Source organism: Phaeobacter sp. LSS9 (genome assembly GCF_003443595.1).
Taxonomy (GTDB): domain Bacteria; phylum Pseudomonadota; class Alphaproteobacteria; order Rhodobacterales; family Rhodobacteraceae; genus Phaeobacter; species Phaeobacter piscinae.
The window spans coordinates 2,927,564-2,953,468 of record NZ_CP031956.1 but is presented as its reverse complement, the minus strand read 5'-3'; the positions used below and the strand labels follow the sequence as shown (position 1 = coordinate 2,953,468).

The following is a 25,905-nucleotide window of genomic DNA, read 5'->3' as shown; positions in this document are numbered from 1 at the left end:
TCTGTTAGCCCGCCTTGTTCACGCGCATGTACCACTCCACCAATCTGCGGACCTGCCGGTCGGTGTAGCCGTGGCTGCGCATCCGTTCGACGAACTCCTGATGTTTGCCTTCGGTTTTGCTGTCCTTCTTGGAGCCAAAGGAAATCACTGGAAGCAGCTCCTCGACCTGGCTGAACATGTGTTTTTCGATCACATCGCGCAGCTTCTCATAGGAATTCCACGCCGGGTTTGAGCCGGTATTGGCGCGGTGGCGCAGGGCGAATTTCACAACCTCATTGCGGAAATCCTTGGGGTTGGCGATACCGACGGGTTTCTCGATCTTGCTGAGCTCCGCATCCAGAACCTCGCGGTCATAGAGCTGGCCAGTATCGGGGTCCTTGTAATCCTGCTCCTCAATCCAAGCGTCAGCGTAGGAGATATACCGGTCGAACACGTTCTGCCCGTATTCGGTATAGCTCTCCAGATAGGCCTTCTGGATTTCGTTGCCGATGAACTCCTCATAGCGCGGCGCCAGTTCTGTCTTGATGAAGGCAAGATATTTTGCCTCCGTCTCCGTCGGGAACTGCTCGCGCTTGATCATCTGTTCCAGCACATACATCAGATGAACCGGATCTGCCGCGACCTCATCGGTGTCGAAGTTGAACGTGGTCGACAGCACCTTGAAGGCAAAGCGCGTGGAGATCCCGTTCATGCCCTCATCAACACCGGCGCGATCCTGATATTCCTGCACGGTTTTCGCCTTCGGGTCGGTGTCCTTCAGGCTCTCGCCATCATAGACGCGCAATTTGGAATAGAGGTTAGAATTCTCATGCGGCTTCAGCCGGGTGAGAACCGAGAACCGGCTGAGGATTTTCAACGTCTCAGGGGCACAGGGCGCTGCTGCAAGCTCGCTGTGCTCAATCAGCTTGTCGTAGATCTTCGCCTCTTCGGTGACGCGCAGGCAGTACGGCACCTTCACAATCGATACCCGGTCGATGAAGGCTTCATTGTTCTTGTTGTTCTTGAACTGCTGCCATTCAGATTCATTGGAATGAGCAAGGATCAGGCCCGTAAAGGGGATCGCGCCGAAGCTTTCGGTCCCCATGTAGTTGCCTTCCTGCGTCGCTGTCAGCAGCGGGTGCAGCATCTTGATCGGAGCCTTGAACATCTCAACAAACTCAAGGATGCCCTGTGTTGCGCGGTTCAAACCGCCTGAGAAACTATAGGCATCCGGGTTGTCCTGGCTGAAATGCTCCAGCTGGCGAATGTCGACTTTGCCCACCAGGGTAGAAATATCCTGATTGTTCTCATCCCCCGGCTCAACCTTGGCCACGCAGATCCGGCGCAGCCGAGACGGATACAGTCGCACCACCGAAAATTTATTGATATCGCCGCCGAATTCATCAAGCCGCTGCACCGCCCAGGGTGACATCAGCCCGGGCAGGCGGTGCTGCGCGATCCCGTATTCATCGTTCAGCAGTTTGCCCATCCGCACCGGATCGAAGAGGCCAAGCGGGCTCTCGAAAATGGGGGACAACTGGTCCCCTGACTTCAGAACGTAGATCGGCTGATCCTCGACCAGACGCTTCAGCCGTTCCGCGAGAGAGGATTTGCCGCCGCCAACTGGGCCCAGCAGGTAGAGGATCTGTTTGCGCTCTTCCAACCCCTGCGCGGCGTGGCGGAAGTAGCCCACGATCCGCTCAATCGTGTCCTCCATGCCGTAGAAGTCTTTGAAGGCAGAATATCGTTTGATGGTGCGGTTCTGAAAGATCGGCCCCAGTCGCGCATCTTTTGATGTATCGACCAGTTCTTCTTCGCCAATCGCCTTGAGCATACGCTCAGCGACATTGGCGTACATGCTGGGATCATCGCGGCAGGCATTCAGATAGTCCTGCAGCGACATCTCCTGCTCGCGCGTTTCGCCATATTGTTCGGCAAAGATTTCGGCAATGTCTTTCATCTGGCTCTAGCCTCCTAGTTACTGCGCGCCGGTCCTCCTGGGGTCCAAAATCGCACGCGGACAGAGGGCACCCAGCGCGAGGGCCAAGGAATGTCCGCGTGAAAATATTCGTCTGAATTCTGCTCGGCGCCGGATCCGGCGATACAAGACCAGCGGGTCACTCTGAGCGGTGACATTCCAGCTGTGGCCTGGGTTTCGGCGTCGTGTACTTAGGATCAACTCTACACCAATTATGCCCTTCATCCTATCTGAAACTGGTGTCTTTTTGGTTAATTGCCAGTACGTTTTAATAGAACACTTGTTCACACATCAGCGATATACCTGTGACCTGAGTGGTCAAAAACGCGCCCTCATCACGCTGTTCAAGACACCACAAATTCCGGCAACCGCCTTAGAGATAAGGCCCATGAACGCTCGCCCGCAGCGCAAACCCATCGCAAACACACCGCAAGAAATTCCCTGACGTCAACCAGAGGGGAACATTAACAAAAATCACCCGATAAACTTCGATGCAAATTGAATACAAATTAGCCACACCCGGATCTTTTCGGTAAAAATCCGCTCATCAAAACCTAGACAAGGCCGCTGAGAAGGCAGCAATATGGCGTCAATATGGCCGCGGAGACGGCTGATGGGCAAAACAATGCAGGCTACCTTGGCGCTACGATTCTGGCGCTTTGGTCTTTGACGAGCGGTATATAAAAATGAGTACGGTTGGATACATCGTCCGCGACATGGCGGGCACCAAACAGCATGGTACATCTGCTGACACCCCCCAGGCGACAATTGCAACAGCAACGGCGAAAGACATTTCGCTGAACCTCGGCCCGTCCGATGTCGAGAGCTATGCGCGGCGCGGTCAGGACCTTCATATCACGCTGATCGACGGCCAGGTGGTGGTGCTGGATGATTTCTTCAACACCGGTGCAACGGGAAATAAAAACCTGTTCCTGAGCGAGGAAGGCAACTTCGTCGAGGTGGTTCTGGAGGACCGTACCGATGGGATGCTCTATGCCAGCTACGAACCGCTAGACCTAAGCGGCAAGTGGAGCGCCTATGATGATATGGTGTTCCTTGACGTGGAACGCATTGAACCCGTTGTTGCGCCTCTCGTAGCACCACTGCTTGGCGGCCTCGGCACCGCCGGCGCGGCGGCCGGTGTTGTCGGTGCAGCTGCCATCGTTGGCGGTGGTGGCGGCGGCGGTGGTGGCGGCGGCGCAGTCACACCAACCGTCGACAACCCCGATGCAACCTATCCCGTCGCCGGATCCACCACCGAAGATGTGGTCGTCAGCGGCACCGGTGCCCCCGGCTCCACCGTCGAGGTGACACTGGGCACAATTACCGAAACCGTCATGGTTAAGGACGATGGCACCTGGGTTGCCAATTTCCCGGTCACCAACCTGCCGCCAGACGGCTCTTACGAGACCACAGTCTACGTAAAGGACCCGGACGGGACCGAATTCAATCTTGATGGCCCTTCGGTCATCATCGACACCACACCGCCGCCGATCGACGTCAACACGGTCGAGGGCGATGACCACATCAACTACATCGAAGTGGCCGATGGTGTTGTGATCAACGGCACCGGTGAAGCTGGTGCCAGCGTCAGCGTGGAATTCCAGGGCGTGACCCGCACCACCACAGTCGCCGACGACGGCACATGGTCGGTGAACTACAGTGTGAACGAGGTGGCGACGGGCATCTACAGCTCCACCATCGAAGTCACCAGCGCCGATTCCTTTGGCAACACCAGCACCACCACCCATACGGTTGATGTCGACACCGAAACCCGTGTGACCATCAACACCCAAGTGGGCAATGATCACATGATCAGCGGTGCCGAACAGGCGGCAGGTATTACCCTCACCGGCACAGCCGAAGCCGGATCAAGTGTTGTGGTGACCTTCCAAGGGGTGAGCCGCACCGTGACAGCTGACGCACAGGGCAACTGGTCGGCCAGCTATCTCAGCTCGGAAATCGCGACCGGCACCTATGACGCAAGCGTCTCTGCCGTGGCGACCGATACCAGCGGCAATACCAGCTCCACCTCAACCACTATCCCTGTGGACACCGAAACCACGGCTTCTCTCGACGCGGTTCAGGCGGGCGACAACGTAATCTCCGCACCGGAAGTGACCAGCGGTGTAACCCTGACGGGCAAGGCCGAGGCCGGTGCCAGCGTCGCTGTGACACTTGAGGGCACCACGCACACCGTGACGGCGGACGCGCAGGGCAACTGGAGTGCGGATTTCGCCAGCAGCGAGATCCCGACAGGCGAATATGACGCCAATGTCTCGGTCACGGCAACCGATGCACTCGGCAATACAGCCTCCACCACCGGTACCGTCCGTGTGGACACCGAAACCGAAGTGGCCCTCAGCAACCCGCTTGCGGGGGACAACCTGATCAATGCGGTTGAGGCCAATAATGGCCTGGATCTGACCGGCACCGCCGAGGCGGGTGCCAGCGTTGTGGTTCAGCTGGGCAATGCAACCCGCACCGTGACGGCCAATGCTCAGGGGCAATGGACTGCGAGCTTTGCCGGGTCTGACATTGCCGATGGGACGTATGACACAACCGTGACGGCGACGGCGACCGATGCCTACGGCAACACCGCCTCGACCAGCAGCCAGATCCACGTCGACACCACGACCAGCGTCGGCCTCGACAACGGGCAGGCCGGTGGCGATGACGTGCTGAATGGTGCGGAAGCCGCAGACGGCCTCACCTTGACCGGCACCGCTGAGGCCGGTGCATCCGTTGCTGTCACCTTCCAGGGCATCACCCGCACAGTGACAGCGGATGCACAGGGCCGCTGGAGCGCGCCTTATACCACTGGCGAAATCACCCCCGGCGAATATGACGCTCCGATCAGCGTCACCGCGACCGATGCAGCCGGGAACAGTGAGAGCACGACAGGCACCCTGCGCGTCGACACCTCGACCGCGGTCAGCATCGATGCCAATCAGGCAGGCGGTGACAATATCGTCAACGCCGCCGAGGCACAGGCCGGTGTGACGCTTACCGGCGCTGCCGAGCCAGGATCTGCCGTTGAGGTAACTGTCGCGGGTGTGACCCGTACTGCGACCGTGGCTGCAAATGGCACCTGGAGCGCCCTCTTCGAGCCGGGCGCACTGGCGGCTGGCGAATACAATACCTCGGTCACAGTGTCGGCAACGGACGCGGCGGGTAACACCGCTTCGGCCTCCTCTGCCCTGCGGGTAGACACCGTTGCAGGCACTGTGGCGCTATCTCCCGACCCGATCGAACTCGACGATGTGATCAACGCCGTTGAACGTGCCGACGGTGTCGAAATCAGCGGCACCGCGACGCCAGGCCTGACCGTGACGGTTGGCCTCGGCGCTGCAAGCCGCCAAGTGGTCGCCGATGTCAACGGCGACTGGGCCACCACCTTCCCGGCGACTGAAATCCCGACGGGCACCCAGTCCTTGCCGATTACCGCCTCTATCATCGATGACGCGGGGAATACGGCAAGTGTCTCTGACACAGTCGCACTCGATACCGAAGTGGTGCCTTTGACGGTTCAGCCGAACCAGACGTCGGACGATATCGTGAACAAAGCGGAGCAGATCGCAGGCACCACCCTGTCGGGCACAGTTGAGGCTGGCTCTACGGTTGCTGTCACCATCGGCGCGGTCACCAATAACGCGACGGTTGATGCCTCCGGGAACTGGAGCGTGACCTTCTCGGACGCGGATCTGCCCGACGGAACCTATACCGCCACGGCCACCATCCGTGCGACAGACGCCGCTGGAAATGAACGCAGCACTGTTGAGCAGTTCTCGGTGGATACCGAAGTGGGCGCCGCGACGATCAACACGGTCACAGAATCGAGTGATGGGATCGTCCGGCTGGAAACGCTGGATGCAACCGACAACTATACGGTCAACACACTCAATCCGAATGGCACCATGGGGTCCCCTGCTGCGTCCAAAACAGTCGATCCTATCGACGGGACAGAATTCCGCTTTGGCACCGCCATCCCGGACGGGACGCATCTTGTACTGTCGCGCAACGACGCAGTCGGCAACACCTCCAGCACGCTTGTGGTCTTTGACGACAACGCGACCAATGCAGGCTCTCTGGATCACGCGTCCCTTGGCCAGTTCAACGTCGACGATCTGAACCTGCATTACGCATCCGATGTCAGCCTGACCCTGAACGAGGCGGATATCAAAGCGCTGTCCGGCAATTCAGACACGCTTACGATCCGTGGTGACAACAACGACACCATCACCCTGGCTGGTGGCAATGCAGGTGGCACCCGTCAGATCGACGGCGAAACCTTCAATGTCTATACCATCGGCAACGATGGCACGACGCTGATTGTCGATCAGGACGTGCAGGTGGTTCTCTGATCCACAGAGATCGACCGGGGGCCGATTTGGCGCTGGCCATTGGCCCCCGACACGAATACCCGGACACAAGGGTAAGGACACAGGCGATGCGAGGGGGCAGAATGCAATTGGGACGACCCATTGGCGCGGTGGCACTGTTGTGCTGCCTGTCGGCCTGCATGCAGTCCCTCCCCTTTGCCAAGCCCGGCGAAGGCGCCGATACCGATGTCAGCCGTCGCGCCAGCAGCTTTGCCCAGCCGGATGCCAAGAACCCTTCAGCCGTGATCTCCACGCTGATGCAGCGTCAGTCACTGCTGGAAGACGGCAGCGTCTATGACGTCGTGGCCCAGTCTACGATCTCCGCCTCTGCCCGTGCCGCAGAGGCGGAGCTGACCAGTGCCAAACTGCGCGCCGAAGCCAAGTCGAAGAACTGGCTACCCACGCTGGGGCCTTCTGTCAGTCTCACAGATCTCGGCGACCTGGTGGCGGGTATCCTGATTGAACAGGTGCTGTTCGACAACGGCCGCCGCAAGGCAGAGCGCGCCTTTGCCGCCGCCGACGTCGAGGTCGCCGCCGTCAACCTGTCGATTGATATGAATGAGCGCGTCGAAACCGCGCTCAGCCTATATGTGTCCGGGCTGCGCGGCTCCGAGAAAGCCGCCGTCGGCACCCGCGCCCTGTCACGGATGTATGAATTCGAGCGTATCGTGTTGGGCCGCGTTGAAGGCGGCGTCTCGGATCGCGCCGATCTCAATGTGGTGCAGAGCAAAATCAACGGCATGCGCTCTGCTGTGGCGACGGCAAAGGACGCAACCTCGACGGCCACCGCCGAGTTGAAAGCGATCACCGGTCAAAGCTTTGCCGAGACCCCGAGCCACCTGCAACTGGCCTCCCCACCGGAAGCCGGAACCTATTTGACTGTCCTCAAGGCGGAAGCCGAGGCCACCCGCAGTGTGGAACAGGCCAAGATGGAACGCGCCGGTCTGCTGCCGCAGGTCTCTGCAGCGGGCAATGTCACCAGTGATGGATCCGGCGCGGGTCTGACACTGGATCTGGCGCAGCCCTTTGGTCTTGGTACCCCGGCTGCGCTGAAGGCGATTGAAGCCTCCAAGGAAATTGCCAAACGTCAGGTCTCCGAGGTCGAAGAAGACGCGCGCCGCGACTACAGCCGACAGATGCAGCGCCTTGCCTCCTATCGCAGGCAAGAGGCAGAAGCCGCAACACTGGCACAGACCAGCCGAGAGACCTATCGCCTGTTTCAGGCACAGTTTAAGGCCGGGCAACGCTCGGTCATGGATGTGGTGTCCATCTACGAAGAAGTGGTACGCCGCGAACACGCCCATATCGATGCAAAATACGAAGTCGTTCTGATCCAGCTGGCACTGGCAAGCGATATGGGGCTTTTGGCCGATGGGGACCGGATTTGAGTAACTCTAATCGCCCGACAGATGACACCGTACTGCGGACCGTCCCCCCAGCCCCCCGCGCGCCGGATGATGCTGCACGCGGCAGCGGCAGTAAACCTGTACTCCGTGCTGTAGAGACCCAAACCGCACCACATCTGGCACCAGCTTCGGCTGCACCTACGCCCACACCCGGCCCCGCAGCCCCGCCGATGGCTGAGGTGGATCTAACTGGCCTGCTGGAAGACGGTGACATAGGTGAGGTCAGCGCGCTGATTGAGGATGCGACAGCCCGCATTCAGCACCGCGCCGCATTAATCGCGACCTTTGCCGCCCTCAAAGGGACCAATGTCGCCCTCAGTGACGTTGCTGAACACATGTGGCGCAACGATCCCGGCGATGTCTCTGTGGACTCGCTTGCGCGTGCGCTACAAACCACCGGCATGCAGGCCCAGATCAATCATCAGGTGCCTCTCACCGCCGAGAGCTGGCCCGCGCTGGCAATGATGAACAACGGCCAATGTGTGCTGGTGCTGTCGCAAAGCCGCGACATGCTCAGCGTCTATGACACCACCTGCACGGACAATCGCGCCGATGTTCCGGTGGGCGAGTTCGGCCCCTATTTTACCGGCACCACGCTGGGTGCGCGCAATTCGCTGAAACAGATCGCCGCGCGTCATACGCCGCAGCTGGAAAGTGACCATTGGTTTTGGGGGGAATTCCCCAAATACCGCCGTCAGGTGGGTGAAATCATGCTTGGCTCGCTGGTTGCCAATATTCTGGCAGTCTCGGTCGCGCTCTTCTCCCTGCAGGTCTATGACCGCGTCGTGCCGCACCAGTCCCACGCGACGCTTTGGGTGCTGGCGGTTGGTGCTTTCCTCGCCATCATGCTGGAGGCGCTGCTGAAACTGGCGCGTGCCCGGCTGACCGATGCCGCCGGACGCCAGATTGAGCTCTCGGTTCAGAACAACCTGATGCGCCGCCTGATCGGGATGCGGTCGGACAAGAAACCGCTGCCCCCATCGGGCTTGTTTGCCGCGATGCGTGACTTTGGATCGGTGCGCGAGTTCTTCACCTCGACAACGATTTCGACACTGGCTGACATCCCCTTCATCGCCGTGTTCCTGCTGCTGGTCGCATCAATTGCCGGACCGATTGTCTGGATCATCATCGCCGGCGGCATCCTGATGCTGCTCCCCGCTTATTTCATGCAGAAGCGCATGATTGCTCTGACACGCCAGACCCAAGGGGCCAATGCCAAGGCTGGTCGCCTGCTGCATGAGGTGGTGAATGAGCTCGACACCCTCAAGAGCCAACGCGGCGAGGACCGTGTGCTGCGCCTTTGGGACGAGTTGAACACCCTGTCTACCCATGCCGCAACCGAACAACGCCGCCTGTCCAGCGCCCTGACCCATTGGTCGCAGGGTGTGCAGCAGGCGACCTACATCGGGTCGGTCGTGGTTGGTACGTTGATGGTGTTTGCCGGTGAATTCACCGTCGGGACCATCATTGCGACCGGCATTCTGACCAGCCGAACGCTGGCACCTCTTACCCAGTTCGCCGCGACACTTGCCCGTTGGAGCAATGTGAAAGGCGCGCTGGAGGGGCTGGATGCCATCGCCAATTCTGCTCAGGAAAAAGAAGACGAACGGTCCTATCTGCGCCGCGACAGCCTGCAAGGGCGGTTTGAACTGCGCGAAGTGATGTTCCGCTATGACGAAGACGGCGCACCGACGCTGGATGTGCCGGGTGTCGCGGTGACACCCGGCCAGCGGGTTGCCGTGCTGGGCGTCAACGGCTCGGGCAAATCCACGCTGCTCAAACTGATGTCGGGGCTTTATGCGCCGGACCGCGGCCGGGTAATGATCGACGGCACCGATATGACCCAGATCGACCCACGCGACCTGCGCCGCCACATCGGCTATCTCAGCCAGGATGTCCGCCTGTTTGCCGGCACCCTGCGCGAGAACCTGAACCTGAACCAGCTGGAGCGCGACGACGACCGGTTGATGACAGCGCTGGATTTTGCTGGCCTTGGCGCGCATGTGCGCAACCACCACAAGGGCCTCGATCTGGAAATCTTCGACGGGGGCGGCGGTCTTTCCATCGGGCAACGCCAATCCATCGGCTGGGCGCGCCTGTGGTTGCAGAACCCGTCAATCGTGCTGCTGGATGAGCCCACGGCGGCGCTGGATCAGACGTTGGAACGCACCCTGGTCAGCCGCCTGGAAACCTGGCTTGAAGGCCGCACGACCGTCATTGCGACGCACCGGATGCCGATCCTGTCGCTGACCAACCGGACGCTGATCCTGCAATCGGGCCGGATGGTGGTCGATGGCCCGCGTGACCAAGTTCTGGCCCATCTCGCGGCAGGGGAAACCAAATGACCTCAACCGGCTACGATCTTCGCGAAACCTCGCGCGGGGCCAGCCGTATCATCTATCTGGTCGCAGGCGCGCTGGTGGTGTTTCTGCTCTGGGCCAGCTTTGCCTGGGTTGATGAAATCGTGCGCGCGGATGGCGAAGTTGTATCCTCCTCGCGCTCCCAGATCGTGCAGAACCTTGAGGGCGGCATTCTGGCCGAACTGCACGTCCATCAGGGCGATGCGGTGAAGGCCGGACAGATCCTTGCCCGGCTGCAAGACACCAAATTCCGCGCCGCAGCAGATGATCTGCAGGACCGGATCGACGCGCTGGAAATCAAACAGTACCGGCTTGAGGCCGAACTGGAAGGTGCCTTCGACTTCAAGGTGCCGGAGGAATTGGCGGATCGCTCTCCCGGAATTTACACGTCTGAACGCGCGCTTCTGAATGCCCGTCAGACCGATTTTACCAGCCGTCGCGCCAGTGCCCGCGAAATCCTTGATCAGCTGAAAGATGAATTGGCCAACATGCAGCGCCTCTATAAAAAAGAGATCGTTGCGCTGATCGAGGTCAACCGCGCGCAAAAATCGGTTAGTGATGCGCAGGCGAAATACAATGAAATCGGCACCCAGTCAGAGCTTGAGCTGGCGGAGGACTACTCCAAGACGCTACGTGAGCTGACCTCCTACCGGCAGGAACTGCGGCTGGCGCAGGATCAGTTGAACCGGACCGTGATCACCTCCCCCATGGCAGGGATTGTCAACAGCCTGGCCGTCACCACCATCGGTGGCGTGATCCGCCCGGGCGAGGAGATTGTCGAAATCATCCCGCTGGGTGAGGAGATGTTTGTCGAAGCGCGGGTGAAGCCCGAGAATATCGCCAGCGTGCAACCCGGGCAGGATGCCACGATCAAACTCTCGGCCTATGACTACACCATCTATGGCTCGCTGCGTGGCAAGGTGGATTTTGTTTCCGCTGATACATTCGAGGACGAACGCAATCCGCGTGCCGAACCCTACTATCGTGTTACGGTGAAAGTGGACCGGTCGGAGTTTACCGAACGCCAGCAGGCGATTGAAATCCGTCCAGGTATGCGCGCCACGGCGGAATTGCAGACCGGTAGCAAGACGATCCTCAACTACATGCTAAAGCCGCTGTATAAATCCCGCGAGGCGCTGCGCGAACCTTAGGGGGCACGTCCCAACGCGCCCGCCGCGATCCAATCGGGATCAGGCGACATCGCAACGCATCATTGCTGCGCTGAGATCGGTCTGAGGCTGCGTCGGTCGGGGAGGGCAGTTCAAAAAATTCTGCTGTCAGGCAGATGCTGCCGGAATAACCTCTGAAATGCGCCTGTTCAAATGGGCCAACGGGGGCTGCTCGACCCGGTCTCCATGCCGGTTTACCCCGTCAGATCCTCACATCAGCTGGCAGAGCGCATCATCGCAATCACTGTGCGGTCAAATGAGGTTCCGATGGAAACCCGGCGATTGCCCACCGCCGCCTTGGCCGAAATAACTGAAACCAATCGCGGCATCCGGCCCGGCGCCACATCAAACACTGGCGCTCCGGAAGCTCCGAAATCGACCCGGCAGGTCATCACCACGACTTGCGCCTGTCGCGCCAGAACATGGCAATTCTGCTCCAGATTGGGGCGGTTCTGCTGCGCCATCGAATAGGACAGGACCTCAACCGATGCGCCGCGCGCCGGGCGGTTCGCCAATTCAAAAGGCTGGATCATCTTGCGACTGATGGGGCGGTCCAGACGCAGGATCGCGATATCATTGCCAAGTTGTGAATCGCCCGGCTGTTCGTATTGATAGCTGGGATGTACGACCGTTTTTGTGATCGACCGCGCCGCCTTTGCCCGCCGTCCGTTTAGCCCCGCCTCAAAGCGGATGCTGGTCGGATCGACCTGACGGCCGGTGGTCGGATCATAGACACAATGCGCGGCTGTCACGACCAGATCAGGGGCAACCAGTGCCCCGGTACACATGTTCCGCCCCGAAATGTTCAGCCGACCCACGGCCTCCCATCCAACGACAGAGGTGATACTGGACTGCGGATCGTCCGCAGCAGCACTGTAAGGCACGCCAAACAGGAGGCATGCCGCAAAAGCAGCAAAAATGCGTTTCATCGCCCTCTCCAAATTCCCACGCTCACACCTTGGTGTAAGGCTGCGACCGGAATGAGGCGCGAACCTGCCGAACATGGTCGAAACCATGCGCGAAATAAGTCTCTATTAACAAATCAGTACCCCCCCCAGGGTTTTGATGCCCCATCATCGCAAAAAAACCGCAGAGCGCACACAATTTCTCAGTGATTTTATTAACTTTTTAATAAGTGACTGTAATCGCTTGGCAAATGACGCCGACCCTCCGCGCACGCCCCGCCCATGCCTGGCCCACCCCTGCAGCATTGCGGCCCTCCGGCGGCAAGGTCGCCACAATGCCGCGGGTGCGGCTCTCCTGGGCGACAGGTGCCGGCGGCAGACAGCCGGATTAACTTTCAAAAAATCAAAACTGGGCCTTAACCCTCTGTTAGGTTTTCTCTGCAATATCTTAACGCGCGGTGGTGTGATGCTGCCAATTTGACCTATCTGGAGCGGCGTAGCCCCCTGAACGGCTGACTAAGAATCATATTGAGCCGGGGAATCAGGGCCCACATCGCAGCGCCAAGTGCCAGACAGGCCAACAGCACAGCCGCCGCACGAAACATCCCGAGAAACCCAAGTTTGGCGATTCCCGGAATGCTCACAGCCGGGGACAGGACCTGCCCCAGAAACACCGAAGCCATCAACGCCCCTGCAACGATGCCGCGCCGGTTGGCCGGTGATAAGGCCAGCGCCAGAGCAATGAAATTTGGCATCACGGTTGCCAATCCGCCACCAATCGCACCCATCGCAAGGCTGTGCCACAGATCACCGCCAATCGTCAGCAGCAGGAACCCGCCCGCCATCAGGGTGTATCCCAGCGCATAAGAACCGGCCTCGCGAAGAACCCGGTTGATGCGGAGGTAGAAGAATCCCATCATGCCTCCAGACAGCGTCAGAATGCCCAGCATCAACCCGGTCTTTGCCGCATGACCCTCGCCTTGTGCAGCAAGGAAAAACGGCAATTGGGTTGGCATCATAAAGAAAACCAGACTGGTGATCATCTGCAGCAGCGCCAGCCCAGAGAGCAATATCCGCCATCTTGCGTGACCTGCACCACCCTCAGGCCCGGCGGCATGTTTGTTCTGGCGCAGAGGATCCGGCTCTGTCACGTGTCGCCAGACCAGGGGCACCAGGATGATCGCAGCACCATAGATCGCAAACGGCAGCCGCGGAGATATCAGTGCCAGCCAGCCGGCAGAGGTGATGAACAGCAACCCACCAAAGTTGCGCGACGAGGTCTGCAACCCCATCATATTGCGCCGCGCGTCACCGACGAAATAATCGCCGATCAGCGCGGTTTGTGCTGTCATGATCATAGCGACCGCCACCCCCAGCAGCAGCCTGCTGATCATGATGGATGGCAGGTCGGGCAAGATCAGGCCCGCCGCACCGCTGACCGCAAAGAGCACCACGCCCAGCAGCAGCATCCAGCGCCGCCCGTATCGATCTGCAAGCCACCCTGCAACCGGCGCGCAAATCAACACTGACAGCGACGGTGCGGGCACCAGGAACCGCGTCAGCAAAGCCGCATTCGGGCTTCCGACGAATTCTGCCTCGATGCCAGGCAGCGCCGGGCTGATGGTGGCATTTGCCATGATCGTCAAGGTTGCCGCCAGTAACAAGGCTATGGCGCGCGGATCCTTCCAGATGGCGTCGGATCCTGAAACTATCTGCCCGGACATGCAAAACTCCTGTTGTGAAAATCAGCGTTCTCAAGCACCATGCAACTTCAAGTCCACTTTAGGTCAAGAGGGGAAATCGATGTGCCTATATGATATCGGAGAGGTTGCTGCCCGCTGTGGTGTCACACCCGCCACGCTCAGATATTATGAGGAACTCGGCCTGATCACCTCGCTGAGCCGCAAGGGATTGCGGCGGCAGTTCGGACCGGAGACGCTCTTGCAGCTCTCGCTTATCGCACTTGGCAAGGCTGCCGATTTCACGCTGGCGGAAATTTCCGGAATGTTTGGGTCCGACGGTCAACCGGACCTGCCCCGCGCAGATCTGCATCAGCGCGCGGATCAACTGGATCAGCAGATCCGCAACTTGACGACCCTGCGGGACGCCATCCGCCATGTCGCCGACTGCCCTGCCCCATCGCATATGGAATGTCCAACATTTCAGCGCCTGCTGAAGGTTGCAAACCGCGCCCGTGCCACCGGATGACACCTCATATGTCGCGCTATGCATAGACTTATGCAGGCTCTGATCCATATCGCAGGGAGCAAGGGTTCTAGCTGCGAGGCAAAGACATCATGGGTGTGGCACATTCGATTTACAAGCTGATCACAGATGCGAAGGCTCCAGATCAGCAGGCAGCCGACCGGGTCGCCACCCATGTTACCGCACTGACTGCAACCAAGCTGGCCGACGGGTTGATTGACCCTAAGCTGGTGCTGGCTTGGCTGCTTAACGCCATCGGAGCACCGGGCTACCTGATTGGCGTGCTGGTTCCGGTGCGTGAATCCGGCTCACTGCTGCCGCAGCTGGCGCTTGCGCAGCGCATCGAACAAAGTCGCCGGCGCAAATACTATTGGGCTGCAGGCTCGGCGCTACAAGGGCTGGCAGCACTCGGCATGGCAGCAGCGGCCATGCTGCTGCCGGGGTTCTGGGCGGGCTGGGTTATCTTGATTTGTCTGGCGCTGCTCGCGGTGGCGCGGTCGGCCTGCTCTGCCAGTTACAAGGATATTCTGGCCCGCACCGTGGACAAAGGTAAACGCGGCTCGGTCTCTGGCACGGCGGGGACGCTCGCGGCCAGTGGCGTGTTTCTCTTTGCCGTTCTTCTCAGCACCGGCATTCTGCCACGCACGACTGTCGCAATCTCGCTGGTGGTTGCCTTGGCAGGGGTGTTCTGGCTTGGCTCGGCAGCCATTTTTGCGCGACTGGATGAGCCCGAGGCCGCCCCCCAGGAGGCTGAAGGTTTTGCCCCGAACCAGCTGCTGCGTCCCCTCAAGGAAGACCAGGAACTGCGCCGCTATATCGGCACAAGAGCACTGCTGATCTCAACCGCCCTAGCGCCACCGTTTCTGGTAATGCTTGGTGGCCGAGATGCAGAGGGCGGATTTGGCAACCTTGGCCTCTTGGTTCTGGCGTCATCGATTGCCGCGATTGTGTCGTCATATATCTGGGGGAAGCTGTCGGATCGCTCCAGCCGCCAGACCTTGATGATCTCAGGTGCATTGAGCGCCGTAACGCTGGCTATGGCCGCCGCTGTTGGCTGGGCCGCCGGAGCGCCAGCAGGTATCGTGGTTGCTGGTTTTGTCTTTGTGGCGCAGGTCGCCTATCAAGGCGCGCGGGCCGGGCGCAAGATCCATCTGACGGACATGGACACCCATGGGCACACATCAGTTTACACGGCGCTGTCCAACACGATGATTGGGGTGCTCCTGCTGCTGGGTGGTGGCTTTGGGCTGCTGGCCGATGCGGTTGGGGCCGCCCCTGTTCTGGCTATCCTCGCAATGCTCAGCGGGCTTGGCGCGGCTCTTGGCACGCGGTTGAGCGAGGTTCAGGCAGGCGCCGATGACTGACCGCCGCACCTCGCCCGCGCAGCTCAGGCTGCAAAGGACGACGACTGGTCGTCACGCCGCACTGCGCCGCCTTCGTCCTCTGCGGCGAGTGGGGCACAATCAGATTCAGTATTTGCCCGTCTTTCAGCGTCCAGCCCTGCGCCGAACAGGATGACAAAGGCAGAGAGCCACATCCATGTGAGGAGCAGGATCACCCCCGACAGCGCGCCGAACGTTTCGTTGTAGCTGCCAAACGCCTGCACATAGAGGCTGAAACCAATGCTTCCGACCACCCAGAGCGTGCAGCTGAGAATTGCGCCAGGTGTGAACAGCTGCCAGCCCTCACCTGACCGATCCGGGCCAAACCGATAAAGCAGCGAAATTCCGGCGATCCCAACCACAAACATCAATGGCCAACGCAGCAGCTGAGTTACCTCAGACAACAGGGCGGAGTCGCCAAAGAGGGCAACCGCTGCCGGAATTGCCGCAACGATCAATAAGAGCAGAAGCGCACCACAGATTGCGGCAAATGTGATGGTGACAATCACCGCCTTCAACACGATAAAACTGCGCTGTTCCTTCGTGCCAAAAATGACGTTCAACCCTTGGATCACACTATCGGTGCTGCGCGACGCCGACCACAATGCCAGCGCCGCAGAAGCGGCAGCGGCCCAACCGAGCGTATCAGGCCGCGCCCCGGCAACCTGCACCAACTGCTGGTTCACCAACTCCGCCGCCGAAGACGGCAATAGGCGGGTCAGCCAGCTAGATTGCTCGGTGATCAATGTCGGATCCGCAAACAACCCAAACAGTGCAACCGACGCCGTGATCCCAGGAAATACCGATAGAAGCCCGTAAAAGGCCACGCCCGCCGCCAACAACCCGCCATGAGCGTTGCCCATGCGAGTCCATGCACACCAAAGCAGCTTCACGGACGACGGAAGCCTTTCTAGCCAGCCCGTAGCACCGGAGGGTCGCCGTTGGTTGGTGGCAAGGGAACGCTTGTCCGCTGCGCTGTCCGGCCGCAGTGCATCCCGACCCTGAGGTGTAGTTTGCGCAAAATCATCTGTAACCGGAGTTCCGTCCTCGGTATGGCCTACGGTGAAAGCTGCCTCTCTGGGCGCATCCCTTCGATTGTCTGGCTGGCTTGGCATATTGTCTCTCCTGGGTTGACAGACCAACGCAACAAAGGCGCTTTTTGTTTCTTGGAACTTACCGGGTGGTTGCGGGTTGGTGTCCTGACTCAGTCTGATCGGAGATAACCATGAGCCATTTGACCCACCCTCCCGCAGCGTCCCATGATCTTGTGGTGATCGGCGGTGGCTCCGGGGGGCTGGCCGCAGCAAAGGCCGCCGCACGATTGGGCGCATCTGTCGTCATGATCGAGCGGGCAGAACTGGGTGGAACCTGCGTCAATCGGGGCTGCACGCCAAAAAAGCTGATGTGGAGCGCCGCTGCGCAACAGCAGAGCCTAAAAGAGATGGCCAAGGTCGGCCTGATCGACAGGCCGCCCCTTGACTTTGCCGCCCTACGCCGCCGGTCGGACGCAAAAATCGACCGGCTCAATCGCCACTTCGAAGACGAGCTGCAACAAGTCGGCGTTCGCCTGCTGCGGGCAACCGCCGAGATTGGCGAGGCTGGCCAGGTGCACGCCGGCGGCGATGTCTTTCAGCCGGGCAAGCTATTGCTTGCCACCGGTGCTCGCCCGCGCGCGCTGGACATTCCAGGAGGGGATCTGGCCGCGACAAGCGATGATGTCTTCCACTGGACCGATCTGCCCGGTCGGCTGCTTATTGTCGGCGGCGGCTATATCGGCTGCGAGTTCGCCAGCATTTTTGCGGCCCTTGGTAGTGAAGTTCAGCTTATGACCGACGGCGACCGGCTGTTGAAACAGTTTCACGCCCCCGCTGTTGACTGCGTGCAGGCTGGCCTCGAAAAACAGGGCGTGACCATCGGATTTGGCTGCAAGCCTGTTCAGGTCGATTTCAACGGAACCATGTTTAAGGTCAGCTTTGATGACGGCAGCATCCAATATGCTGATCGCGTCATTGCAGCGGTCGGGCGGGTGCCCAATACGGACAACTTGGGGCCGGGCCTTCAGGGCATCGCTCATGCGAAAACCGGGGCTTTGGCCATTGATGAGCGTTTCCAGACCTCGATCCCTGGTATTTATGCGATTGGCGACGTCGCAGACCGTCTGCCGCTAACACCGGTGGCGACGCGCGATGGCGCGTGTTTCGCCGCGCAGCATTTTGGGGCGGGCGCCGATCAGATCAATCTGGATCTTGTTCCGCAGTCGGCCTACACGATCCCGCCCGTGGCCCAGGTCGGCTCCATGTCAGAGAGGCAGGATGACGGCGAGGTCATTGCCGATTTAGCCAGCGATGTATTGGACGACGGCACCGCAGCGAATTCTTTCTTCGCACGCGCGGTCCGTGACGGTTGCCTGAGCGGTGTCGCCTTGGTCAACCACGCAGCACCTGAGATGATCGCCCCCTTTGCCGCTCTCCTGGCAAGTGGGGCAACCGCTGAGGATCTGGCTGCTGTCACTGGCATCCATCCGAGTTTCGGGGAAGAGACTGTCGGCCCTTGAGAGTGCCTAAAAGACAAAAGACGCGCTCCCTTGGGGTCGCGTCTTTTTTGCGGCAAACCGAGCCAGTCGGCCCGGTCTCTTTGCGTTATGTTCTGACTGTTGCAGGATCAGTTGCAGAGTGTCCTGTCGATCAGTGCCAGTCCAAGTAGAAACATCGAAATCAAAAAGACCACATTGGCAACCACGGCCAGCCCGGTCGCAACGCCACCAAATGCCAGCACCGCCGAGGCCGCAGCAACCAGAGAGAAAATCAATGGCCAGTTTATCATCGCTCTTCCTCACTCTGTCGTTATCGATCTGTTGAGAAAACGCTTTTCATAAAGGAAAGTTCCCACCCGGACCGCGCCGCAGAGACGTCCGGTCCGGATTCGCTCTGAGGCCCTGGCCTATTTCTCAGGGATCTCAGGTTTGATCTGCGCATAGGTCAGCACGGTGAAGACCGCAGTGCCGCCAATGACATTGCCAACCAGCACCGGGATAAAGAACCCAAAGATCGCTTGCCCCAAAGGCAACAATCCCTGCACCATCAAAAACGCCATTTCAACTGATCCAGCAACAATATGGGTGAAATCGCCGGCCGCGATCAACCATGTAAAAATGACAATCAGAGGGATTTCGCTGTGCTGTGCGGACGGCAGCATCCAGACAATTGCAGCGATCAAAATCCCCGATGGAATGCCACTGATCATGCCGATAAGGGGCGGCATACCGGTTGCGTGTTCACTGATTTTCACCATGGCCGCGCGCAGGTCGGCATCCAAAACCGGTGTCAGCGCAAAAAACGACGCGATCAGGAAGGCACCGACGACATTCGCCGCCAGGACCACCGCCCAAAGCCGCGCCGTGCGCAGAAAACTCGCCTTGTCCCCGCGCAGCATGACAGGCACCACGGTGGTGATGGTATTCTCGGTGAAAAGCTGCATACGCCCCAGGATCACCATCAAGAACCCCAAAGAATAGCCGAGGTTTTCAACCAGGGGGGACCAACTGGCCTCGGGCAGATGTGTCTTGAACACCGCCTTGCCCAGCACCGAAAAACTAATCAGCAGCCCCGCGGCAATCCCCGACCACCAAAGCGCCCGGACCGGGCGTTCCAGCTCCTCTTCGCCATTGCGACGTATGGTTTCAAAGATCAACCTGGGAGACAGACCTGTCGCCTCCTCGACCGCCTCATTCTCGCATTCTTCCTGAATGAGATCCTCGCCGGGGGTTCTGGCCTCGGTCATATGCAGCTCCTGTTTTTCAATATTACACAACGCTCCGGCGCCCCTAGATGTTCCGTCCGACGGAACCTTTTTCGCGCATCCGCGTTGAGAGACCAGCCGTACGAAAAGGGGATGCCCGTGACCGAAGACCTCAGCCTGACACTAATGGAGCAGATGAGCGGCTGGGTGACGAGTGCTGTCATAGCGGCGCCGCGCGTCGGCGTTGCACTGGCCATCCTGCTTCTGACAGCCCTTCTGGTCTGGCTGGCCAAGACTGTTATCAGACGCATCAGTCATCGGCTGAAGCTGCGCCGCAATCTCTGCGATGTGCTACAGCTTTTGGCCAGCGTGGTGCTGTGGCTGATCGGCAGCCTGATTGCCGTGACGGTGGTCTTTCCGACTGTAACCCCCGGCAAGGCGCTCACCACGCTTGGTCTCGGGTCTGTCGCCATCGGCTTTGCGTTCAAGGATACCTTCGAGAACTTTCTGGCCGGTATCCTGTTGCTGTTACGCGAGCCGTTTCAGATTGGTGATTTCATCGAATGTGAGGGGGCCGAAGGGAAGATCGAGGCGATCACCGTGCGTGACACCCACATTCGTCAGACTGACGGCCAACTGGTTGTTGTCCCCAACGCACAGCTCTTTCACAACGCGGTGACCGTGCGCACCAACAAAGAACTGCGCAGAGCCACATTGATCTGCGGCATCGCGTATGGAGAAAACGTTGACGCCGCGCGCAGCGTAATCTCCGAAGCAGTGCGAAATGTGGACATGGTGCGCGACGATGTCCGCGATGTTCAGGTTTTTGCAAAAACCTTTGGCGCCTCCTCCGTCGACTTCGAAATCACCTGGTGGACCGGGTCCGAACCTTTGGATATCCGCGCCAGTCGGGATCAGGTCGTGGCGGCGGTGAAAAGCGCCTTGGACGATGCCGGGATTGAAATCCCGTTTCCCTATCGAACTTTGACTGTAAACGAGCCCGTCCCAGTCCAAATTGACAGCCAGCATGATGGCCAAGAATAACAGCGCATCGACAAGTTTTACCCGCCCCTGGTGCCCGCAAGCGACGGTTTCTAATGCCATCCACGCCCCGGATTGCTTTGGCATAGCGACAAGGTAATGGGACTATCACTCATTCATATATCGAAACAGTTGGGATCGTAATTCATGACCCCATGCCGACCGCTGTCTCGTTTCTGGGGCAATGGCCGGCCACATAGATTTTCACAGCGCTGGTGCCCATGCTCTCAGCCCTCTGTGCTGACCGGCAGGTCCATGCCGTGGTCTTTCAGCAGGGCGTGGCGGCGGGCGGTCTTGAGGTCTTCGCGCACCATTTCGGCGCACATCTCTTGGGTGGTGATTTCCGGCTCCCAGCCCAGTTGCTCCTTCGCCTTTGACGGATCACCCAGCAGCGTCTCCACCTCAGCGGGGCGGAAATAGCGCGGATCAATGCGCAGCACCACATCGCCCACTTTCAGCGCCGGGGCCATATCGCCCGCAATCGCGGTCACCGTGGCAATTTCCTCGACACCTGCGCCCGAAAACGCCAGCGTCAGCCCCAGTTCCTGCGCCGACCAGGTGATGAACTGGCGCACCGAATATTGCTTGCCGGTGGCAATGACAAAATCCTCAGGCGCCTCCTGCTGCAGCATCATCCACTGCATGCGCACGTAATCTTTGGCATGGCCCCAGTCGCGCAACGCGTCGATATTGCCCATATACAGACACTCTTCCAGACCTTGGGCGATATTGGCCAGACCGCGGGTGATCTTGCGGGTCACGAAGGTCTCGCCCCGGCGCGGGCTCTCGTGGTTGAACAGGATGCCGTTGCAGGCATAGATGCCGTAGGCCTCGCGGTAATTGACCGTGATCCAGTAGGAATACAGCTTGGCCACCGCATAAGGCGAGCGCGGGTAAAACGGCGTGGTCTCGCGCTGCGGGGTTTCCTGCACCAGACCATAGAGCTCAGACGTGGAGGCTTGATAAAACCGGGTTTTCTTCTCCAGCCCCAGAAAGCGGATCGCCTCCAGCAGGCGCAGAGTGCCGATACCATCCACATCGGCGGTATATTCCGGCGCCTCAAAACTGACCGCCACATGGGACTGCGCGCCGAGGTTATAGACCTCATCCGGCTCAATCTCGCTCAGCAGCCGGGTCAGGTTCGACGTGTCGGTCAGATCGCCGTAATGCAGTTTGAACCGGGCATGATCCACATGCGGATCCTGATAAATGTGATCCACCCGCTGGGTGTTGAACGACGACGCCCGCCGCTTCAGCCCATGCACCTCATAGCCCTTCTCCAGAAGAAACTCCGCAAGGTAGGACCCATCCTGACCCGTTACACCGGTGATGAGGGCTGTTTTCACAGTTGGCATTTTTGTATCCATAGTTCTTGCAATCAGACGTCGGATGCAGCTCAGGCTGCACGATCACACATGGTTTTGGGCTGTGCCACCGCTTTGAACGCACTGGCCACGCTGAGAACATCCGCAGTCGACAGGTTGTGGTGGTTTGGCAAATAGATCCCGTAGTCATGGATCAGATCCGCATTTGGCAAAACCTGACGCCCATAGTGGCGGATCCAAAAGGGATGGCGAGCGATGTTGCCGCAGATGAGCGGCCGACATTCGATCTGCTGTTCTCTCAGATGCTCAAACACGTCCATTCTATTTTCAACCAGTGTGCCATAGGCAAAAGAGGACAGCAGATCAGTCTCGCTATCCTGAGAATAAAACCCGTGCAATTCCTCGGCATAGGTGTCGAAATTGCGCGCGCGCACGCGGCAGATATCGTCAAGCTTCAAAATCTGCTGCCGTCCGATAAACGCCTGCAGATCGGTCGAACGCAAATTAAAGCCGGCGTAATAAAAGGTATAGAGATTGCGAAAATCGTCGATGTTGTGATCCTGCTGCAGTTGGTCTCGCAGCGTTGGGTTCAGATCTCGGCTCCAGCCGTGAGAGCGAAGCGACAACATGACCTGATGCAACTCACTGTCGTCGGTGACTACCATCCCGCCCTCGATCGTTGAGATATGGTGGCCATAGTAGAATGAAAAACTGCCCGCAGCGCCATGGCAGCCGAGTTTGCGCTCACCGCTGACCGAACCAAGGGCTTCGCAGCTGTCTTCCAGCAACAGCACATCGTAACGGTCACAGATATCTTGGATCGCTTTCATGTGATTGGCATGACCCAACACATGCACAAGGATCAGCATCGCAGGGGCCTCATCCTTACAGAGCTCTTCCAAGTGTTCCAGATCCAGGCCAAGGTTTACCGGATCACAGTCACAAAGCCTGACATCGAACCCGAACTGAATGAGCGGCGACACGGTTGTCACCCAGCTAACCGCAGGCGCAATCACCTTATTGTTCCGCAGCCGCCCTGCCTCACGGGCAGCATATATCATCAACAGGTTTGCTGAAGAGCCGGAGTTAACGAATACTGCATGTTTGGACCCCATCCAGGCCGCAAATTCTTCCTCAAATGCAACGGTTTCCTCGGCCTTTGTCAGGCGGTTACCAGCCATCATCCAATCCGCCGTCTGCTGCAGTTCACGCCGCGAGATCGTGTCCTGCGCAAGTGTGATCGGGCGGGGAGGTTGGAAATTCTTCATGCCTGCGCCCCCCTCACAGCTTGCATCGCCTTCAGTTCGACGTAGTAGTGGCGCACCTCATTGTAGGCGGCGGCAATATTGGCGGCTTTCTCCTTGTCCTTCAGCGCATCAATCGTAATCGATCCATCATGAGCGCGGAAACTTGCCAGAGGTTCCTTAACAAACCCTACCTTTGGATAGCGCAGCATGGACAACAGCGAGGCAAAGATGTCCGGGCCCACACCATGGTATTCACTGCTCTGCAGTGGCAGGCGCCCCTGATAAAGCGCATCAATCAGCACTTGACGCCGGAACAGCGCGGCGCCCGGCGAGATGAGCGAGCCGACAATGTTCTCCTCCGCTAACCGGTTGTCGAAGATACCGGTCTCCGGCAACCATTCCAAAAACTGCACCATCATCTGTTTGCCGGTTTTGTCGTCGATGACTTCCGCACCGCTAAAGGCAAACCCCACATCATCCTTGAGGACAGACGCGCATTTTTCGATGAAAGTCGGCGCAATCCAATCATCATCATACTGCAGATGGACAAATTCGCCGGAGGCATGCAGCACGCCTTCCAGCCAGCAAAAATGCGGACCAAAGTCTTTCTCCCGGCGAATATAAGTGATTCTGTCACCATATTCTGCAGCGACCTGTGCAGTATGATCGGTCGACCCGTGGTCAGACACGATGACCTCGCAAGGCACCGTTTGACTAAGAGCGCAGTCAATCGCTTTGGGCAACATATCCGCACGATTAAACGTCGGGATTACGATGGAAATTGTCTTAGTCATGGCGTTCTCCAAGGATCGCACGCAGGCGCGTCACATCAGCCTCGAGCGTGTCGTTTTGGCCCACGGGCCGTATATTCAGCGAAAAGGGAGTGATTGCTTGTGCAAAGTCGGCCACAGTCATCGCGTTACCAGACGCGACATTGACCGGGCCCTCTGCTTCAGAAAGCGCAAGTTCAGTGATCAGGCGCGCAGCCTCAGACGCCGGAAGAAAATCGCGCCGACTGCCAGCTCCATACAGTTCAAACGGCGCCTCTGGTGAATGAGTAGCAAATCGCTTCTCAAGTGTTGGGCGCAGATAGCTTCCGGTTTGCTCGGGATCGTGGATTGAAAACAGTCGGGCGATGCACAGCGATCGACCGGTAGCCGCACAGATCTGCTGCGCAGCCTGCTCTGACATTAGTTTTGTTTGACCATAAAGTGACACCGGCTCTGTTGCGTCGGTCTCTCGAAGCGGAGTCTCCTGGCTTGCGTAGACATGACTGGACGAACACAAAAGCATCCGTGCTGCGCTGCTATCAAGCGCCGTAAGAAGGTTGATCGTCCCACCGGCATTGATGGCAAAGGCCGCGCCCGGATTTGCGCGAACCGACTGAACAGGCACCATTGCCGCAAGATGGATAACCAGATCTAGCGGCCCAGCTCTCTCGATAGCCCGAGCAACGTCATGCGGACTGGTCAGATCGGCGGTGTTTCGCAACACCTCGGCATCAGGTGCTAGCGTCTTCAGTGCCGTCAGCACATGGCGTCCTACGATACCCCCGCTTCCGGTTATGAAAATACGTCTCGACATGGTCACGGCACCACAACCGATTGTGCCGTGCGCTGTGCCCCAAGCCCCATGGCGCGGAATTGGACGGCCAGCTTATCACTGGCCTGTTCAACCTTGTTACGCGGTCCGCCGTCCGGAACAATGGGCTCAGGGTTCGCGCCTGGCCATTTTGAGAAGTCATTTGAAAGAATGAAATTGGCGAAGGAAACCAGACTTACACCATGAGCGCGCAGATGGTCATTGTCCTGATGAGGCCGAAATTCGGCTTGCGAGTCCTCGTCTGAATAATACCGGCCGACGATCATAGGAATGCGCGTGATTTTGCATTTTTTGTTGGCCAGCATTTGCCAAAAGATCGAGTCTCCGATCGATTTGATCGGCATTTGGTTGCCGAAATAACTGGGATACCACTGCCCCACCTGTTTCAGATTCCAAAGTGTCGCCGGCCCATAGGTCCCCCGCTCCCCTGTGCCACTGCCGAGCCTCAGGTCAGCCTGCGCCTTCGGCGGCCAATCGGCGATGAAATTCGTCTTCCAAAGGTCCTCGACCACAAAGTCCTGTTCCAGATGGCTCTCATCAAAACTTACCAGCCATTCGCCACCCACCAATGCCGACTTGGTGGCCGCAGCTGTCGCCACCATCGCTTGAACCGCATTGGTGGCCAAGCGATCGTCCATATTGAGGTTCATGATGTAGTTAGTTTGCGCCAATGCGGTTGCTGCTGACCAAGCTTCGTAGATCGTCAAAGGCGCGTCAAAGCTGTGCCAGGGGGCCTCCAGCCAATCCGGAGCAACATCGCCGTTGTCGAAAATGTAACAAGGCTCAACCGGAATCGACTGCGCCTTCAGGTTTTCCCAATGAGAGCGCAACAACTCCAGTTTGTTGGGCTGCTTATGCCAAACAGCACAGAAAACCGTCACCAGCGGGCGATCGGGCGCATTTGAATCAGGAGCATTAAACGAACGAAACTGCATGTGACCGGTTCTCCAGCAAAATACGCACGGCTTTGTGCGCGTACATTCGCGAAGATACGCTCAGAAGGGATAAATTTGAGTTAAGTCACTCTGGATCTGACAATTCCCGCTAGAATCTGGGCCAGGTTGCCATCTAGTTAAACGGGCCGCACAAAAGACGCCCTATCCCATGCAACCCGATATCATTGGGCTACAGCACCACAAATAGTTTATGAATCGCAGCCTCAGCTGATTTTGCAGATCCTGCGGCT

The 25,905-nt window shown here is 58.7% G+C and carries 19 protein-coding genes; 8 read left to right on the top strand and 11 right to left on the bottom strand.

Annotated elements, in window-relative coordinates; all coding sequences use genetic code 11:
* Positions 1–4: 4 nt before the first annotated feature.
* Positions 5–1,939 carry a PrkA family serine protein kinase gene (locus D1820_RS14085; protein WP_118069486.1) on the bottom strand — a complete coding sequence of 645 codons (1,935 nt, stop codon included), beginning with the start codon at positions 1,937–1,939 and terminating at the stop codon, positions 5–7.
* 704 nt (positions 1,940–2,643) lie between these two features.
* Between D1820_RS14085 and D1820_RS14080 the strand changes: the two genes are divergently transcribed.
* The 4 genes from D1820_RS14080 to D1820_RS14065 all read left to right on the top strand — a co-directional run bounded on the left by D1820_RS14080 (position 2,644) and on the right by D1820_RS14065 (position 11,256).
* Positions 2,644–6,321, top strand: a complete 3,678-nt coding sequence (locus tag D1820_RS14080; RefSeq protein WP_118069485.1) for an Ig-like domain-containing protein — start codon at positions 2,644–2,646, stop codon at positions 6,319–6,321.
* A 101-nt stretch (positions 6,322–6,422) separates the two neighbouring features.
* Positions 6,423–7,727 carry a TolC family protein gene (locus D1820_RS14075; protein ID WP_040104192.1) on the top strand — a complete coding sequence of 435 codons (1,305 nt, stop codon included), beginning with the start codon at positions 6,423–6,425 and terminating at the stop codon, positions 7,725–7,727.
* Complete coding sequence (locus tag D1820_RS14070) at positions 7,724–10,090, top strand: ATP-binding cassette domain-containing protein (RefSeq protein ID WP_118069484.1); 2,367 nt, start codon at positions 7,724–7,726, stop codon at positions 10,088–10,090. The genes D1820_RS14075 and D1820_RS14070 overlap by 4 nt, the downstream gene beginning before the upstream one ends.
* Positions 10,087–11,256 carry an HlyD family type I secretion periplasmic adaptor subunit gene (locus D1820_RS14065; protein WP_040171470.1) on the top strand — a complete coding sequence of 390 codons (1,170 nt, stop codon included), beginning with the start codon at positions 10,087–10,089 and terminating at the stop codon, positions 11,254–11,256. The genes D1820_RS14070 and D1820_RS14065 overlap by 4 nt, the downstream gene beginning before the upstream one ends.
* Before the next feature lie 233 nt (positions 11,257–11,489).
* Here the strand turns inward: D1820_RS14065 and D1820_RS14060 are convergent, their stop codons facing one another.
* Complete coding sequence (locus D1820_RS14060) at positions 11,490–12,203, bottom strand: serine protease (protein WP_096870418.1); 714 nt, start codon at positions 12,201–12,203, stop codon at positions 11,490–11,492.
* A 458-nt stretch (positions 12,204–12,661) separates the two neighbouring features.
* A complete protein-coding gene (locus D1820_RS14055; protein WP_118069483.1) occupies positions 12,662–13,903 on the bottom strand; it encodes an MFS transporter in 1,242 nt (413 codons plus the stop codon).
* A 79-nt stretch (positions 13,904–13,982) separates the two neighbouring features.
* On the opposite strand from D1820_RS14055, the gene D1820_RS14050 reads away from it, so the two are divergent.
* Positions 13,983–14,387, top strand: coding sequence for a helix-turn-helix domain-containing protein (locus D1820_RS14050; protein ID WP_118069482.1), 405 nt, complete (start codon positions 13,983–13,985; stop codon positions 14,385–14,387).
* Between the two features lie 89 nt (positions 14,388–14,476).
* Positions 14,477–15,748, top strand: a complete 1,272-nt coding sequence (locus D1820_RS14045; RefSeq protein ID WP_118069481.1) for an MFS transporter — start codon at positions 14,477–14,479, stop codon at positions 15,746–15,748.
* A 23-nt stretch (positions 15,749–15,771) separates the two neighbouring features.
* Here the strand turns inward: D1820_RS14045 and D1820_RS14040 are convergent, their stop codons facing one another.
* The gene (locus D1820_RS14040; RefSeq protein ID WP_254683320.1) at positions 15,772–16,629 is read right to left on the bottom strand and encodes a YihY/virulence factor BrkB family protein; all 858 of its coding nucleotides are present in this window, start codon (positions 16,627–16,629) and stop codon (positions 15,772–15,774) included.
* Positions 16,630–16,991: 362 nt separating this feature from the next.
* Here D1820_RS14040 and D1820_RS14035 point away from each other — a divergent pair, with 362 nt between their 5' ends.
* Entirely contained in the window at positions 16,992–18,320 is a 1,329-nt protein-coding gene (locus D1820_RS14035; protein ID WP_118069479.1) for an NAD(P)/FAD-dependent oxidoreductase, read from the top strand.
* A 107-nt stretch (positions 18,321–18,427) separates the two neighbouring features.
* On the opposite strand, the gene D1820_RS14030 is transcribed toward D1820_RS14035, so the two are convergent.
* Positions 18,428–18,589, bottom strand: a complete 162-nt coding sequence (locus D1820_RS14030; RefSeq protein ID WP_096870412.1) for a DUF1328 domain-containing protein — start codon at positions 18,587–18,589, stop codon at positions 18,428–18,430.
* A 117-nt stretch (positions 18,590–18,706) separates the two neighbouring features.
* Positions 18,707–19,546, bottom strand: a complete 840-nt coding sequence (locus tag D1820_RS14025) for a formate/nitrite transporter family protein (protein ID WP_096870411.1) — start codon at positions 19,544–19,546, stop codon at positions 18,707–18,709.
* A gap of 111 nt (positions 19,547–19,657) precedes the next feature.
* Between D1820_RS14025 and D1820_RS14020 the strand changes: the two genes are divergently transcribed.
* Positions 19,658–20,548, top strand: coding sequence for a mechanosensitive ion channel family protein (locus D1820_RS14020; protein ID WP_118069478.1), 891 nt, complete (start codon positions 19,658–19,660; stop codon positions 20,546–20,548).
* A 224-nt stretch (positions 20,549–20,772) separates the two neighbouring features.
* Here D1820_RS14020 and gmd read toward each other — a convergent pair whose 3' ends face one another.
* The 5 genes from gmd to D1820_RS13995 are packed head-to-tail and all read right to left on the bottom strand — an operon-like array spanning position 20,773 to position 25,654.
* Positions 20,773–21,891 (bottom strand): GDP-mannose 4,6-dehydratase, encoded by a 1,119-nt coding sequence (gene gmd, locus D1820_RS14015; protein ID WP_118070224.1) that lies wholly within the window; start codon positions 21,889–21,891, stop codon positions 20,773–20,775.
* Positions 21,892–21,941: 50 nt separating this feature from the next.
* Positions 21,942–23,138, bottom strand: a complete 1,197-nt coding sequence (locus D1820_RS14010) for a DegT/DnrJ/EryC1/StrS aminotransferase family protein (protein ID WP_118069477.1) — start codon at positions 23,136–23,138, stop codon at positions 21,942–21,944.
* Positions 23,135–23,923 (bottom strand): glycosyltransferase family 2 protein, encoded by a 789-nt coding sequence (locus D1820_RS14005; RefSeq protein ID WP_254683319.1) that lies wholly within the window; start codon positions 23,921–23,923, stop codon positions 23,135–23,137. The genes D1820_RS14010 and D1820_RS14005 overlap by 4 nt, the downstream gene beginning before the upstream one ends.
* The gene (locus tag D1820_RS14000; RefSeq protein ID WP_254683318.1) at positions 23,904–24,650 is read right to left on the bottom strand and encodes an NAD(P)-dependent oxidoreductase; all 747 of its coding nucleotides are present in this window, start codon (positions 24,648–24,650) and stop codon (positions 23,904–23,906) included. The genes D1820_RS14005 and D1820_RS14000 overlap by 20 nt, the downstream gene beginning before the upstream one ends.
* 53 nt (positions 24,651–24,703) lie before the next feature.
* On the bottom strand, positions 24,704–25,654 hold the full coding sequence (locus D1820_RS13995) for a glycosyltransferase family 2 protein (RefSeq protein ID WP_118069475.1): 951 nt from the start codon (positions 25,652–25,654) through the stop codon (positions 24,704–24,706).
* Positions 25,655–25,905 lie beyond the last annotated feature (251 nt).

Bases quoted from the DNA above. Each gene is read 5' to 3' on its own strand.
- D1820_RS14065 (WP_040171470.1), top strand. From the start codon at position 10,087: ATGACCTCAACCGGCTACGATCTTCGCGAAACCTCGCGCGGGGCCAGC.
- D1820_RS14040 (WP_254683320.1), bottom strand. From the start codon at position 16,629: ATGGGCAACGCTCATGGCGGGTTGTTGGCGGCGGGCGTGGCCTTTTAC.
- D1820_RS14025 (WP_096870411.1), bottom strand. From the start codon at position 19,546: ATGACCGAGGCCAGAACCCCCGGCGAGGATCTCATTCAGGAAGAATGC.
- D1820_RS13995 (WP_118069475.1), bottom strand. From the start codon at position 25,654: ATGCAGTTTCGTTCGTTTAATGCTCCTGATTCAAATGCGCCCGATCGC.
- D1820_RS14010 (WP_118069477.1), bottom strand. From the start codon at position 23,138: ATGAAGAATTTCCAACCTCCCCGCCCGATCACACTTGCGCAGGACACG.
- D1820_RS14050 (WP_118069482.1), top strand. From the start codon at position 13,983: ATGTGCCTATATGATATCGGAGAGGTTGCTGCCCGCTGTGGTGTCACA.
- D1820_RS14030 (WP_096870412.1), bottom strand. From the start codon at position 18,589: ATGATAAACTGGCCATTGATTTTCTCTCTGGTTGCTGCGGCCTCGGCG.
- D1820_RS14075 (WP_040104192.1), top strand. From the start codon at position 6,423: ATGCAATTGGGACGACCCATTGGCGCGGTGGCACTGTTGTGCTGCCTG.
- D1820_RS14085 (WP_118069486.1), bottom strand. From the start codon at position 1,939: ATGAAAGACATTGCCGAAATCTTTGCCGAACAATATGGCGAAACGCGC.
- D1820_RS14055 (WP_118069483.1), bottom strand. From the start codon at position 13,903: ATGTCCGGGCAGATAGTTTCAGGATCCGACGCCATCTGGAAGGATCCG.
- D1820_RS14060 (WP_096870418.1), bottom strand. From the start codon at position 12,203: ATGAAACGCATTTTTGCTGCTTTTGCGGCATGCCTCCTGTTTGGCGTG.
- D1820_RS14045 (WP_118069481.1), top strand. From the start codon at position 14,477: ATGGGTGTGGCACATTCGATTTACAAGCTGATCACAGATGCGAAGGCT.
- D1820_RS14020 (WP_118069478.1), top strand. From the start codon at position 19,658: ATGCCCGTGACCGAAGACCTCAGCCTGACACTAATGGAGCAGATGAGC.
- D1820_RS14035 (WP_118069479.1), top strand. From the start codon at position 16,992: ATGAGCCATTTGACCCACCCTCCCGCAGCGTCCCATGATCTTGTGGTG.
- D1820_RS14080 (WP_118069485.1), top strand. From the start codon at position 2,644: ATGAGTACGGTTGGATACATCGTCCGCGACATGGCGGGCACCAAACAG.